Source organism: Limimaricola sp. G21655-S1, assembly GCF_027213785.1.
Lineage (GTDB): Bacteria > Pseudomonadota > Alphaproteobacteria > Rhodobacterales > Rhodobacteraceae > Limimaricola.
Genome location: NZ_JAPWGO010000005.1, coordinates 152,347 through 166,934, shown reverse-complemented (window position 1 = coordinate 166,934; position 14,588 = coordinate 152,347). Strand labels below are relative to the sequence as shown.

Sequence of the window (14,588 nt, the reverse complement as noted above, 5' to 3'; positions counted from 1 at the left end):
CGTCGAAACGGACGAGCGCGGCCTCGGTCGAAAGACCGCTTCGCAGCCACCGCCGGACCCAGTTCGGCTCTCCGTTCGCGACGGTTGCGGGCGGGTCGTCGGCGCCGGCCGCCGCATCGGGATCGGCCGCGGCGGCGAGTTCGGCGGCGAGCAGCCCCGCGTCTTCGCTGTAGCGGGCCGAGTGGTGAAAGCCGGACACCCGGCGGGCCCCGGCGGCGCGGGCCAGCTCTCCGGCACTACGGGCGGTCAGATGCGCCGTGGCCGTGGCGAGGTCGCGGTCGGCTTCGAGAAAAGCGGCTTCGATGAAGAGCTGGTCGGCATCGCGGGCCAGCGCCACGATCCGGTCGCGGTTCGCGGCGGTGTCGGCGGCGTCGGTGACATAGGCCACCCGTTGCCCGGCCCCGACCTGCAGGACGCTGCCGCGCAGATCGCCGAGCCGCATGGCCCCGTGGCCGGGGATCTCGATGCACCGCTCATCGGGCGCACCCGAGCGGATGGCGGTCTTGGCCGCGTCGATCCACGGGCCCACCGGCAGGCCGCGCGCGTCGAGCGCGCTGCGCCAGACATTGACGCGCAGCCGCTCCTGCAGGGCGAAGCCGAGCGAGGGCACCTTGTGGTCGAGCGCCGTGGCCTCGACGGTGAAATCGGTCTCGGCAAGGACGAGACCGGGATCGAGGGCGGGCGGGGCGAGGTCGCGGCGGCGAAACGCCTCCCGGGCGCGGAATTCCGCCGCGGCCGAGATCTGGCTGCCGTCGAATTCCTGCACCGTGAGGCGGAAATCGACGGAGCTTTCGTCGAGCAGGTTCCAGGTGAAGGCGCCCAAGCGGTTCCCGGTCTGCCGCAGGAACCCTTCGGGGCCGATGATGGTGAGCGGGCGCGGCCGATGCAGCCGCAGCCGCAACAGGCGGTCGAAGCCCGCGACATGATCCATATGGGCATGCGAGACGAAGGCGTGGCTGACGCGCAGCAGCTCGCGCGGCGTAAGCGGCGCGAGATCGCCGAGGTCGAACAGCAGGGCGCGGCGGCCGAAGCGGAAATCGAGATAGAGGCCGGGATCGCCCTCGGGCGGGTTCACGAGACGAGGCTGAACGAGCTGGGTCATCGCATCACCGCCTTCAGGGAAGCTTCAACTTCCGCGGTTCGATACCGCGCCGTCAAGGCGACACACGCTTCCGCTCTTGATCTCTCGGCCCTAAGACAGAAGGATGCCAATCCATATCGGGCGGCCGGTCGTTGCCGGTTCACGAGCCGGATTGCATGTGCCCCGTGTCACGGGCGTTGGGTTCTTTCCTGGAGGGGAACGAGATCGCATGGCGTCCGCTACCGACACGTCGAACGGCCACGGGGGCCACGGGCATCGCGGTGTATTGCTGCGCATGAGGTCGAGCCTGTTCTCCGGCAGCCCCGGCGGCGCGAAACTTGTCCTTTTCTACATCACCTACATGCTCTCGGTCGGCTTCGGCCGCTGGATGGTGGTCATCCCGGACATGCCGATCACCCTCTGGCCGCCCAACGGCGTCGTTCTCGCGATGCTGCTGACGCAGCCGCGACGGAGCTGGGGCTGGTGGATCGGGATCGGCGCCTTGGGCGAGCTGACCGGCAACGCGCTTTGGTATCACAACCCGCTGATCTGGGCGTTGGGATATATCGTGGCGAACGCGGCGGCGGTCGTCACGGCCGCGCTTTTGCTCGCGCCGGACCTGAAGGCGCCGATCCGCCGCTTTGCCACGCTGCGCCAGGTGCTGGCCTTCCTTGCCATCGGCGTGCTGGCGGCACCGGTCGTCAGCGCGACGCTGGGCAGCGCGGTCGAGGCCGCCGCGGGGACCAACCCGTTCACCACGACCTGGCCGGCCTGGTGGCTCGGGGACGCGACCGGCATCCTGATCGCGACCCCGTTGGTCATCTCGGCCGCCAATGCCTGGCGCGAAAAGGCGTGGCCAAGTGCGAGGCAGGCCGCCGAGGCCGTCGCCATCGGGGTCGTCCTGTCGGGGCTGAGCCTGTGGGTGCTGTCGAACGGCGCCGAATTCGCCTTTCTCCTGCCGGTCCCGATCCTCTGGGCGGCGCTGCGGTTCGAGTTTCGCGGCGTCGCGCTCGCCGTGCTGCTGCTGACGCTGGCCATCGGCATGTATGCGCAGAACCTCCAGAACGCGCCGCTTTCGGCCGCGGGCATCGCCATGCTGCACGCCAAGCTGCAGGCGCTCATTCTCGTGGCCGCCTCGACCGGGCTCATCGTGGCGGCGATCATCCGGCAGCAGCGGCAGGCGCTGCGCGAGCTGGCCCGCGTCAATGACGAGCTCGAAGCCCGCGTGGTCGAGCGGACCCGCGCCATCGAGGCGGCCGAGCGCCGCTTCAAGGCGACGTTCCAGAACGCGGGCGTCGGCATCAGCATCGTCGGCGGGGACGGGACGCTGGTGCGGGTCAATGACAGCCTGGCGCGGATGCTCGGCCACGAGGTCGGGGAGATGGAGGGGCACCCGCTCGACGAGTTCACCCACCCGGCCGATCGGGCCATGGGCGAGGCGGCCCGGGGCCAGCTCGCGGCCGGAAAGGCCGAGGAATACGAGCTGGAGAAGCGGTATCTCCACAAGGACGGCCAGCCCGTCTGGGGCCACACCACGGTCAGCTGCGTGCGCGATGCCGAGGGTCGGATCGATTACCTGATCAAGGTCATCCAGGACATCACCGAGCGCAAGCGTTCCGAGGCGCTGCGGCACATGCTCATGCGCGAGGTGAACCACCGCAGCAAGAACCTGCTCTCGATCGTGCAGGTGATCGCGCGGCAGACCGCGACGCGCTCGCCTCGGGATTTCGTCGAGACCTTCCGCGAGCGCCTGCAGGCGCTCGCCGCGAACCAGGATCTCCTTGTGAACAACGAGTGGCGACGCGTCAGCCTCGCCGATCTGGTGCAGGGGCAGGTGGGGCATTTCGGCGCGCTCGGGCAACGCGTCGTGCTGTCCGGCCCCCCCGTCACGGTGCCGCCCGCCGTGGCGCAGGCGCTCGGGATGGCCCTGCACGAGCTGGCCACGAATGCCGCCAAATACGGAAGCCTGAGCAACGAGGCTGGCCGCGTCGAGATCTCGTGGGACATCGAGGGGGACGGCTTCCGCATGGGCTGGCGGGAAATCGGCGGGCCCCCGGTGGCCGCGCCCGAAAGGGTGGGCTTCGGCACCACCGTGCTAGACCAGCTGACCGCATCGTCGATGTCGGGAGAGGTCAGCATCGACTACGACCGCGATGGGCTCGTCTGGCAATTGCGCTGCCCGCTCTCGGCGGTGCAGGACGGCCCCTGCGACGAGGCCTGCGACTGAGGGCTCTTCCGGTCGCCGGGGTCTCGGGCAAGCCATGGCACGGGGGGCGGTGCGCATGAACGCCTCTCGCGCTTGCTCAGGGTGGAGAGTGTGGCCCGTGTCTCCGGGCGGCTCCTTCTGGGGCTGGCGCGGTAACCCACCCCATTTCCGGGGCGAGCCCCGCTGGGGCGGACCGGGGCCATCAGGCCCATGGGGCAGGCGAGCGCGTGAGCCCCAGAGCGTGACCATGAGCTGATCGAGACCGCCCTCCTGGCCTGGGCGGACGCCTGACGGCCCCTGTTTCTGGCCTCGGCCAGTGACCCACTGGCCCTGCCGGGCGAGCGCGGTCGACGACAAGCGCCTTGACCGGTGCGGCGGAACCGATAGCGTTCGTATCCGGCGACCTCCGTGCTCTGGATTGCCACATGGCAAGCATACCGAGTTCGTCTCATGCGCTGTGAGGGAGGCAGTTCTCATGAAGACAACGATCATTCTCACCTTGCTGGCCATGGCCGCTGGAGGCGCCGCTTTCGCGCTCGACACCGAGACCGACACCGGCACCGAGATCGAAGCCGAAGCCGAAGCCGAAGCCGAAGCCGAAGCCGAAGCCGAAGCCGAAGCCGAAGCCGAAGCCGAAGCCGAAGCCGATATCGAGATCGAGGCCGATGTCGTGGCGGGCGAGCAGGCCTATCAGGGCGTCTGCCGGAACTGCCATGGACCCAAGGCGCAGGGTGTGGCGAGCTATCCCATGCTTTCCGACAAGGAGGTGGAATACCTCGTCGAGCGTCTCGAGCGTTATCGCGAGGGGGAAAAGATCGGTCCGAACTCGATGCTGATGATCCCGCACGCGACCGAACTGTCGGATCAGGACATCCTCGACATCTCGCACTACATCGTGGCGGAGTTCGGGGAAGCGCCGCCGGAATAGAAACCGGCCGTCCTGACCCGGGGGCGATCCCGTCGCCCGGGGCCGTCCATCCTGACCGCAAGTCTCGTAACTGCCGAAAGAAGTTGCCGTTCGGAGCGAGGGCTCCTAGGCTCTGACGCGCCGGCTTGACGTTGAGTCAGGAGGAGTTCGTCGCGTCGTGGTCGGTTCAGCAAGCTCTTGGGAGGAGACTATGCTTTATCCAACGCACGGAACTCTGTCGGCTGCCCTGCTGCCGATCGCCGCCGCCGCCATGATGGTCCCGATCCCGGCCCTTGGCCAGTCGGGCATGAACACCACCAGCCTGCAACACGAGATGGTGCTCGACGGGCTCGAGAACCCTTGGGACATGGCGCTGCTCGATGACGGCACGATGTTCTTCACCGAGAAATGCAAGGGCCTGTCGGTGCGGATGCCCGACGGCACCGTCAACCCGCTGCTCGGCATGACCGGCAGCGAGGGCTATCCGGAAACCGCGGACGACCTGTTCTGCGAGGGCCAGGCCGGCATGCAGGGTGTCGCCGTCGATCCGGACTTCGCGAACAACCGCCGCATCTATGTCTATTCGACCTCGAACATGTCGGAGCCGCATACGAACCGGCTGATGCGCCTCGCGGTGAACGAGGATTTCACCGGCGTGTCGGATCGGACCGACATCGTCGACGACGTGCCCTACAAGATGGAGGCCTCGGATCACCCGTTCGGCGGGCCGGGCGCGCATAATGGCGGCCGGGTGCGCTTTGGTCCCGACGGCGCGCTCTGGCTGACCACCGGCGACAACCACAACGAGGAGGTCCCGCAAAGCCCGACGATGATGGGGTCGAAGGTGCTGCGCATCGACACGGATGGCAACGCGCATCCCGAGAACAGCCCGCCCGAGGGCTTCGACCCGCGCACCTATACCTACGGCCACCGCAACGTTCAGGGCATCGCCTTCCACCCCGGGTCCGGCGCGGCGATCACCGCCGAGCACGGGCCGTGGCACTCCGACGAGATCACGGTGCTGACGAATGGTGGCAATGCCGGCTGGGACCCGCGTCCGAACATGGCCGGTCGCGGCGACTGCCCGGACGATTATTGCGGCTACATGCCGAACCAGAACGAGGGGATGAACCGCTACGAGCGGGCGGCCTTCATGCCGATGACCGATTTCGACACCTATCCCGACGCGATGCCGCCGGTCTGGACCAACAATGGCTGGTCGCAGGGTACCTCCTCCGCCGTCTTCCTCGAGGGCGAGCAGTGGGGCGACTGGAACGGCGCCATGGTGGTCGGCGTCATGGGGATCGGCTTCGGCGGCACGCCGATCGGCCAGCGGATCGACGTGGTCGAGTTCAACGAGGATGGCACCGAGGTCGTGGACGTCACCGAGATGACGCTGCCGATGGAGGCGGGCCGCTTCCGCTCGGTCGTGCTCGGCCCGGATGGCAGCCTCTATACCGCGGTGGACGAGGGCATGATCCACAAGCTCACGCCGGGCAGCTGATCGCGGCGCATCGCGCCGTCTTCGGGCGGCGCGGGGCCTGCGGCAAGCGCCCCGTCGCGCCATTCATGCGTTAGCGGGCGACGATCATCGCGTCGGGTATCTCGAAGCGCTGATCGTCGACGCGGATGAAATGCATGCCGCCCTCCAGCCGCCACGCCGTGTCCGTCCCGACGCCCGACATCGTGGCATCGCCGCGCAGGAACATCCCGTGCCCGAAATGGAGCCTGCGCCGGAAACCGTTCGGGAATGTCGCCACGACCGTGGCATCTCCGCCGCCGCTTCGCGCCACATTGGCCATGCAGCTGGCCATGGGCAGATGCCGGTCCTGCGCGCAGGCGATCTCTCCCGATACGTCGAAATCGCCCCGCCGCGCGCGCCGGGGCGTGTCGTCGATTCCGCGGGCGACGATGCCGTCGGGACCTGCCACGGGCGCGAGATGCTCGGCGGGAACAAAGCCGCGCGGGCCGTCGGCGATGCTCTGGACCTCGCACCATGTCCCTGCCTCGACCCGCAGGCAGCCATGGCCGGTCAGGATCTCGCCGCTTTCAAGGGTGGCCAAGGGAGGCGCCTTCGAACCGGGGTCATTCCGGAGAGCCACCGGAGTGCCCGCCGAAATACGCCAGCGCCGCAAGCCGCCATTCTCAGGGGAGGTCAAGGCGTCGTCGGCCACGATTTCGCCGTCCGGCGGCAGGGCGACCTGCGCGCCGCCTTGCGTATGCATGACGAGCAGGAACAGGGCTGCCATCGCGCCAACTGCGCGATGGCAGGAACCGGGGCGGGAACGTGCCGACAGCTCGTCGGTCCATCCACACGATGCAGCCGGATAGCGGGACATGCGACCCCCAAGTACCAACGGGAGCATGCTCGCACATTCCTCGCGCCGTGACAGGTGGTCATGTCCACGACCCGGTCGAAATTGCCATCTGGCAATTGCGGTCTCAGGCCGAAGAACGGACTGCGGGGACGCTATCGCGTGCCCGTTCGGACACCGAGAGGAGCTGTTGGAGGGGTAGGGTCGAGCGCCGCCGTCCCGCCAGGGCTTGCCGCCAAATCCCCGCAGGAGATCGAATTTCGACTGGTGTGGGCGCAGACGGGCCGGTGTCTCGCCTGACAGGCCAGCCCCCTGCTGGCACTTGATCAGCAGTGAGGAAGGTTCGGACTGCCCGGCCAACCCCGCAAAATTTTCAGGCGAGTTCTACGCGCCTTCATCCGCTCTGGCCGGATATCGCGGCATGTCGCCGTATCGCGCAAGGGCCGCAGGCCCGCATCGTATCGGTGAATTCGTGGTGGCGGTCGGGGACGTCGTGCCGTCCCCGACCGCGCGTGGTTCAGCCGAGCACCGTCCGGCGGCGTTCGAAGTAGTCGTTGGTCACCCGCACCACGACCGGCGACAGCAGCAGCAGCGAGACGAGGTTCGGGAACGCCATGAAGGCGTTGAGCGTGTCGGCCACCAGCCAGACGAAGTCGAGCTGCGTCACCGCGCCGATCAGGACGAAGCCGGTCCAGAGCATCCGGTAGGGGATCTGCACCTTGGTCCCGGCGAGATACTCCCAGCACTTCTCACCGAAATAGGCCCAGCCCAGGATCGTCGTGAAGGCGAAGACGGCCAGGGCGATCGCGAGGAAGTACTGGCCGAAACCCGGCAGCGCCGCGTCGAAGGCCAGAGAGGTCAGCGCGGCACCGGAATCGCCGCTGTTCCACAGGCCGGTCACGATGATGATCAGGCCGGTCATGGTGCAGACGACCAGCGTGTCGATGAAGGTGCCCATCATGCCGATCAGGCCGGCCTGCGCCGCGTCCTTCGACTGCCCTGCCGCCTGCGCGATGCCGGCGGTGCCGAGGCCCGCCTCGTTCGAGAAGATGCCGCGCGCCACGCCGTAGCGCATCGCCAGCATGATCGTCGCGCCGGCAAAGCCGCCCGAGGCCGCGACCGGGTTGAAGGCGTGGTCGATGATCAGCGCGAAGGCCGCGGGAACATCGCTCGCGTGGATCACCAGAACGATCGCCGCGACCGCCATGTAGGCGATGCACATGGTCGGCACGAGCTTCTGTGCCACCGCGCCGATCCGCCGGATGCCGCCCAGCAGCACGAGGCCGGTCAGCAGGGCGAGGATCACGCCCGACACCCAGGCCGGGACGCCGAAGCTTTCGGTCATCACCTGCGAGATGCTGTTGGACTGGACCATGTTGCCGATGCCGAAGCCCGCGAGCCCGCCGAACAGCGCGAAGGCCGCGCCGAGCCAGCGCCAGCGCGGGCCGAGCCCGTTCTTGATCGCGAACATCGGGCCGCCGACATGCTCGCCCTTGTCGTCGACCTCGCGGAAATGCACCGAGAGCAGCACCTCGGCGTATTTGGTGGCCATGCCGACCAGCGCCGTCATCCACATCCAGAACAGGGCGCCCGGCCCGCCAAGCGCGATGGCGGTGGCGACGCCGGCGATGTTGCCGGTGCCCACCGTGGCGGCAAGCGCGGTCATCAACGCGGCATAGGGGCTGATCTCGCCCTCGGCATCCGCGTCGGGCTTGCGGCCGGCCCAGACCATGCGGAAGCCGGTCGGCACCCGCCTGATCGGCATCAGCTTCAGGCGGATTTGCAAGAAGAGACCGGTGCCGAGGATCAGCACCAGCATCGGCGGTCCCCAGACGAACCCGTTCACGGCGGACAGAAACGCCGTCAGCATTTCCATGTTGTATTCCTCCCAGAATGATCGCGGCGTCGCCGCCGCCTTGTCCTCCTCGCCGGCCTCTCCCAAGACCGGCATTCCGGCGAGCGCGCCACGCGCACCCGACCAGCCGGCCCATTAAGGCGGCGAAAAGCCGGGGTCCAGCGGTCGATCGGGTGGCTCGGAGCGCTGGATCCGGGGGCTCCGCGTGCCTGCGACGGCCGGTGGCAATCTTGATGTGTGGCGAAATGCGGCGGCGCCCGTGCCGCTGCGCGGTCGCGCATGCGCGCGCAATTTTCGGAAAGCTCCGCGACCCGAAAGATTTTTGGCAATTTTCGGCTCAGATCGACATGGAGCGACCTGTACGCCCTGTCGGGGTGCGAAACGGCGTGTCCCTGAACGAGCAGGGCGGAGCGCAAGCCTGCGCTCGGTCCAGCTTGGCCAAGGGGGCCGGTTGCGGCGACGTACCCCTGGGATATGACCATCCTCGAGTCGCGCAGTCTCCCAAAGATCCGATCACCGGGGATCCTGTCGTCGCCTGAGCAGTGTCCTGCACGGGCAGCCCGTCTAGGGCTCGGTCCCTCAGACGAGGGCTTCGACGAGCCGTTCATGGCGGCGCATCTCGTCGATCAGCGCCCCGAGGGTGGTGAGGCCGCGCCCCTCGCAGATGGCGAGCAGGCGGACCAGCACCTCGGCCGTCGCGCGCGCATCGCCGAGCGCGGTGTGGCGCTCGGCCTCGGGCAGCGCGACGCCGAGCCTGTCGACGAGCGCGTCGAGCGTATGCGTCTCGTGGCCGCCATAGACGACGGCCGAGATCAGCACCGTGTCGAGGACGGGCGGCGCGGGCGCGGCACCGGCGCGACGCAGCATGGCCATGTCGAAAGGCGCGTTGTGCGCCACCGGGATCGAGCCTTGGGCGAAGCGGCGGAAGGCCTCGGCCGCATTGGCCGGGCCGGGCGCGCCCGCGACCGCCTCGGTGGTGATGCGATGGACCCGGGCGGCGGCGGCGGGGATCGGCCGGCCGGGATCGACCAGCGTCTCGAACACCTCGCCCGGGACGATCCGACCGCCCAGGACGCGCACGGCGCCGATCTGCACGATCGCGTCCGAGGCCGGGTCGAGGCCGGTCGTCTCGGTGTCGAAGACCACGAAGCTCAGCTCGCGCAGCGGGGTGTCGCGGGCGGCGGCGGCCCGGCCCGCCAGCAGGGCGAAGTCGTATGTGAGGGGGCGCTCGGCCTCGGGGTCCAGCGGCTCGAGCATGAGCATGTAGCCCGCCTCCTCGCCCATCAGCCGGATATGGCCGGTGCAGACGCGACCCGACAGCGTTTCGGCCACGAGGGGGGCGCGACGGGCGCCCCGGCGGTGCAGTTCGTCGAGCGCAACTTCGATCGGGCCGGGGCGCAGATATTCGAAGATCGAGGCGTTGAGCCGCACCGGCCCCTCCTGTCCGAGGAGATCGGCGGACTGCCCGTCATAGAGGACGAGCTTGTGGCCGGGGCCGATGATGCTGACGGCGACCGGCATGCCGGTGAGCACGGCGGCGAGACGGTCCTTCTCGGCGGCGAGCTCGGCGGTGCGCTCGGCCAGCGCCTCGGCGGCGTCGAGGGTGGAGCGGCCGAGCTTGTCGGCGACGGCGGCGGCGGCGGGGACGAGGTCGTCGAGCCAGCGGGCGCTTTCGAGGTCGAGCGACATCTCGGCGCCGCCATGGGCATGGGCCCGCAGCCGGGCGGCGAGCGCGATGACCGGCTTGGCCACGTTCTCGTCGAACAGCAGCCAGATCCCGGCGGCGATCGCGACGAGGCCGAACCCGGCCACCACCCCGGCGGTGACGAATGGCGCGATCTCGGTCGGCGCGGCCTGCCGGAAGCCGAGGGCGAGGCCCGCGACGATCGCGGCGAGCCCCCCCGCGGCGACCAGCGCGAAGAAGAACGCGACGCGCTGGCGCAGGCCCCGCCGCTTCATCTCAGGTCCCGGCGCAGGCGGCGGCGAGCAGCGGGTCGCCGGGCGAGGCCTGCATCCAGTCGGCGCCCTCGATGCGGCCGTCGGCGGCGATGCCGGCCCCCTCGACCAGCGCGGCGCGGCGGCCCTGCGCGCAGTCGAAGGCGACCGGCAGCTGCCGCAGCGGCGCCCACCTGCCGAAGAAGTAGATATTGGCGATGCGTTCGCCGGGGCGGTCTGGATTGGTTTGAAGGCTCGTGCGGTCGATGGCGACGAAGCGGTCGGTGTAGGGCACCAGATAGGTCCAGGGGCGGTAGAGCGCGCGCTCCTCGACCGTGTCCGCGACGACGAGACCCTCGGGAAGCGCGGCGGCGGTGCGATCGTACCAGCTGTATTCGAGGCTGATCGTGGCGCCGATCATCGCCAGCCCCGCCACGGCGGGCATCAGCCAGCGCGGCAGCCGCCCGCCGGTCGCGCGGTTCGCGGCGTAGACGACGAGGGCGCCCGTGACGCCCGCGAAGATCACGCCGAGAAGTTCCAGAAACATCGCATTCCTCCCTTGTCCGCGCCCGGTGGCGCGGGGCTATCCCAATAGACGCCGTCCCTGCATCATCGCGGCCTGCATCGTCTTCACGACCACGAAGGCATCGCGCAGGTGGGAGCGTTCGAAATCCGAAAGCTCCCTCGGCTGCATGAAGTTGTCCGGCGCCTCGTTGCGCCGGATCTGGCGGGTCTGATGCTCGATCCGGGTCTGGGCGATCACGTCGTAGGCGTTGAGCAGATCGCGCGCGCCATGAAGGCTGATGACGCCGGCCTCGCCCGCCGCCTCGATCCGGGCGCGGGTGTTCGCGGGCAGCAGCCGCCCCTCGAGGGCGTACATCCGGGCGAGGTCCACGACCGGCACGACGCCGTTCAGCTTGAGGTCGATATGGTTGCGGTGCTCCCCCGAGCGCAGCGTCGCGAAGCCGCGCAGCAGGCCCAGCGGCGGCACGTGGCCGAGGGCGTTCGAGGCCATGTGGGCGGTGAAGATCGAGTTTCCGCTCGCCGCGCGCAGCGTGTCATGGTGGAGCGGTGCGAAGAGACCCTCTTCGCCCGCGATCACCCGCAGGTCGAAAATGACCGAGGCGAGCATCTGCGCCTCTTTCGATGGCCGGGCGATCCAGTCGCGGAAATAGCCCGCCCAGACCGAGGCGCGCTGCCGCCAGCGCGGATTGGTCGCCATCATGTCGCCGGGGCAGAAGAAATAGCCGGCGGCGTCGAGCCCGTCCGAGACGAAGCGGGCGAGGCCGGCGAACCATTCCATGTCCTCCTCCGTCGCCGCGTCGGAGATGATCAGCGCGTTGTCCTGATCCGAGATGCCGGTCTGCTCCTGCCGCCCCTGGCTGCCGCAGGCGACCCAGGCGAAGGGGACGGGCGCCGCGCCTTGCGCCTTCTCGTAGAGGCGGATCAGGCGCCGCGTCGCGCCGTCGGCCATGTCGGTGACGAGCCGGGTGACGACCTCGTGGCGGTTGCCGGCGGCGGTGAGCTGGACCAGCAGTTCGGGGATCCGGGCGGTGACGCGGGCCAGTTCTTCCGGCGAGCCGGCCCGGGCCATGTCGCCCACGAGGCCGGCGGAGGTCGAGGCGAGGAACCGGGTGAGGTCGGTCTGGGTGACCATGCCCACCAGCCGCCCGTCATCGACGATCGGCAGGTGGCCGAGATGGCGCTCCATCATCCGGTGCAGCACGTCGGAGCCGATGGCCGCCGAGGGCAAGGTGATCGGCGCCTCGGTCATCACCCGCGCCACCGGGGTGTCGGGCGGCAGCGGCGCGGCCATCGCCTTGTTCACCATGTCGCGCAGTGTGAGAATGCCACGCAGGCGGCCATCCTCGGTCACGCAGAGAGAGGAAATGCGGTGATCGCGCATCAGGCGGGCGGCATCGAGCAGGCTCGCGCCGGGGGCGCAAGTCACCGGATCGGTCGCCATGAGGTCGGCGACGCGGGTGGAGGTGAGCTCCTCGGCGCGGGTGCGGGGGCGATCGCCGAGCGGGTTGGAGCGGTCGAAGAAGCGGCGCACGAGGTCGTGCTCGCGCATCAATTCGGCGAAGAGGTCGGGGGACAGCAGCAGCAGCTCGCTGACGGTATCGGCGCGGGCGGTGACCAGCGCGGTGCCGCCGCGCTGCAGCGCGCGTTCGCCGAAGCTGTTGCCGGGGCCGAGACGCGAGACGACGGCGCCGCGCGCATCGGTCGTGGTGACGGCGCCGGCGCGGATCACGAAGAGGCCGGGCTGCGGCGTGCCGACCTGCGTGAGGATCTCGCCCTCGGCGGCCTCGATCGGTCGGGCGGCGCCGGCGATCCGGCGGCGCGTCGCGTCGGGCAGCCGGTCCCAAGGGGGCTGGCGCGCGAAGAAATCGTCGAGGGGCTGGGACATCGGAAGCTCCGATCGGTGTCGTCCCGCGCCATGGTGGGCGCGGGACGCTGGGGTCGCAAGGGGCGGCGGATGGCGCCGCCTCTCGCCGAGGCTCAGTGGGCAGTGGCCGCCCCGGCGCCGCGCGGAATGCGGACGCTTTCGACGAGCTCCTGGATCTCCTGCGGCGGTTCCTGCGTCGCCCGGCTGACCAGAATTGCCGTGGCGAAGTTCAGCGCCGCGCCGACCGCGCCGAAGGAGGTCGACTTCACGGTGAACAGGAGCGGGTCCGCATCGTCGAAGGAGTTGGTGCCCGGCACGAAGAACCAGCCCTTGTGCAGGAAGATGTAGACCACCGTCACGCAGAGGCCCACCAGCATCCCCGCCACGGCGCCGGTGTTGTTCACCCGCTTGGAGAAGATGCCCATCATCAGCGCCGGGAAGATCGACGCGGCGGCGAGGCCGAAGGCGAGCGCCACGGTCTGCGCGGCGAAGCCCGGCGGGTTGATCCCGAGATAGGTCGCCACGGCGATGGCGGCGGCCATCGCGACCCGCGCCGACAGAAGCTCGCCCTTCTCGGAGATGTTGGGCGCGATGCGGCCCTTCACGAGGTCGTGGCTCACCGCCGAGGAGATGGCGAGCAGCAGGCCGGCGGCGGTCGACAGCGCGGCGGCGAGACCGCCGGCGGCGACGAGGCCGATCACCCAGCCCGGCAGGTTGGCGATCTCGGGGTTGGCGAGAACGAGGATGTCGTTGTTGAAGTTGACGAGCTCGTTGCCTTCCCAGCCGGCAGCGGCGGCGCGGTCCTGCATCTCGGGCGCGGCGTCGTTGTAGTACTGGATCCTTCCGTCGCCATTCTTGTCCTCCCAGCCCAGAAGGCCGGTCTGCTGCCAGGTCGCCATCCAGTCGTAGGCCGGGTCGCTCTCGATCGTCTCGACCGAGACCGCCTCGGCGTCGGTGCCCTGCGGCCAGAACTGCTGGGTGATGTTGAGCCGCGCCATCGCGCCCACGGCGGGGGCCGTCAGGTAGAGCAGCGCGATGAACACCAGCGTCCAGCCCGCCGACCAGCGCGCGTCGGACACCTTGGGCACGGTGAAGAAGCGCATGATCACATGCGGCAGGCCGGCGGTGCCGATCATCAGGCTGAGCGTGAAGAGCAGCATGTTGAAGGTGTCGCCGTGATGCTCGGTATAGGCCTTGAAGCCGAGATCGGTGACGATCTGGTCGAGGGTCTGCAGCAGCGGCTCGCCGGAGCCGGTTTCGGCGAAGAGGCCGAGCGCCGGGATCGGGTTGCCGGTGAGCTGCAGCGAGATGAAGACCGCCGGGATCGTGTAGGCGGCGATCAGCACGCAGTACTGCGCGACCTGGGTGTAGGTGACGCCCTTCATGCCGCCGAACACCGCATAGGCGAAGACGACGACGGCGCCGATCAGCAGGCCGGTGGTGTTGTCGACCTCGAGGAAGCGGCCGAAGGCCACGCCGACGCCGGTCATCTGGCCGATCACGTAGGTGAGCGAGGCCACCAGCAGGCTGATCACCGCCACGAGCCGCGCGGTCGGGCTGTAGAACCGGTCACCGATGAATTCGGGCACGGTGAACTTGCCGAACTTGCGCAGATAGGGCGCGAGCAGCAGCGCCAGCAGCACGTAGCCGCCGGTCCAGCCCATCAGATAGGTGGAGTTGTCGTAGCCGGTGAAGGCGATCAGACCGGCCATCGAGATGAAGGAGGCCGCCGACATCCAGTCGGCCGCGGTGGCCATGCCGTTGGTCACGGGATGGACGCCACGCCCGGCGGCGTAGAACTCGGAGGTCGAGCCGGCGCGGGCCCAGATCGCGATGCCGATATAGAGCGCGAAGGAGGCGCCGACGAAGATCAGGTTGAGGGTGAACTGGTCCATGGCGC

9 protein-coding genes and 1 pseudogene are annotated in these 14,588 nt (G+C 69.3%); 3 read left to right on the top strand and 7 right to left on the bottom strand.

Going from position 1 to position 14,588, the window contains the following annotated elements:
• Positions 1-13: 13 nt before the first annotated feature.
• Positions 14-1,102 (bottom strand): annotated as a pseudogene (locus O4G76_RS07565) (MBL fold metallo-hydrolase); the annotation flags it as partial.
• A gap of 208 nt (positions 1,103-1,310) precedes the next feature.
• Here O4G76_RS07565 and O4G76_RS07560 point away from each other — a divergent pair.
• The 3 genes from O4G76_RS07560 (at position 1,311) to O4G76_RS07550 (ending at position 5,698) form a co-directional block, all read left to right on the top strand.
• Positions 1,311-3,308, top strand: a complete 1,998-nt coding sequence (locus O4G76_RS07560) for an MASE1 domain-containing protein (protein WP_269396750.1) — start codon at positions 1,311-1,313, stop codon at positions 3,306-3,308.
• Between the two features lie 454 nt (positions 3,309-3,762).
• Positions 3,763-4,215, top strand: a complete 453-nt coding sequence (locus O4G76_RS07555; protein ID WP_269396749.1) for a c-type cytochrome — start codon at positions 3,763-3,765, stop codon at positions 4,213-4,215.
• A gap of 190 nt (positions 4,216-4,405) precedes the next feature.
• Entirely contained in the window at positions 4,406-5,698 is a 1,293-nt protein-coding gene (locus tag O4G76_RS07550; protein ID WP_269396748.1) for a sorbosone dehydrogenase family protein, read from the top strand.
• Between the two features lie 70 nt (positions 5,699-5,768).
• On the opposite strand, the gene O4G76_RS07545 is transcribed toward O4G76_RS07550, so the two are convergent.
• The 6 genes from O4G76_RS07545 to O4G76_RS07520 all read right to left on the bottom strand — a co-directional run bounded on the left by O4G76_RS07545 (position 5,769) and on the right by O4G76_RS07520 (position 14,583).
• Entirely contained in the window at positions 5,769-6,533 is a 765-nt protein-coding gene (locus O4G76_RS07545; protein WP_269396747.1) for an SH3 domain-containing protein, read from the bottom strand.
• Positions 6,534-7,026: 493 nt separating this feature from the next.
• Positions 7,027-8,385 (bottom strand): sodium:alanine symporter family protein, encoded by a 1,359-nt coding sequence (locus tag O4G76_RS07540; protein ID WP_269396791.1) that lies wholly within the window; start codon positions 8,383-8,385, stop codon positions 7,027-7,029.
• A gap of 558 nt (positions 8,386-8,943) precedes the next feature.
• Entirely contained in the window at positions 8,944-10,323 is a 1,380-nt protein-coding gene (locus O4G76_RS07535) for a PolC-type DNA polymerase III (protein WP_269396746.1), read from the bottom strand.
• Position 10,324: 1 nt separating this feature from the next.
• Entirely contained in the window at positions 10,325-10,846 is a 522-nt protein-coding gene (locus O4G76_RS07530) for a hypothetical protein (protein ID WP_269396745.1), read from the bottom strand.
• Between the two features lie 36 nt (positions 10,847-10,882).
• Complete coding sequence (locus O4G76_RS07525) at positions 10,883-12,709, bottom strand: DUF294 nucleotidyltransferase-like domain-containing protein (protein ID WP_269396744.1); 1,827 nt, start codon at positions 12,707-12,709, stop codon at positions 10,883-10,885.
• Positions 12,710-12,801: 92 nt separating this feature from the next.
• The gene (locus tag O4G76_RS07520; RefSeq protein WP_269396743.1) at positions 12,802-14,583 is read right to left on the bottom strand and encodes a sodium:solute symporter family protein; all 1,782 of its coding nucleotides are present in this window, start codon (positions 14,581-14,583) and stop codon (positions 12,802-12,804) included.
• Positions 14,584-14,588 lie beyond the last annotated feature (5 nt).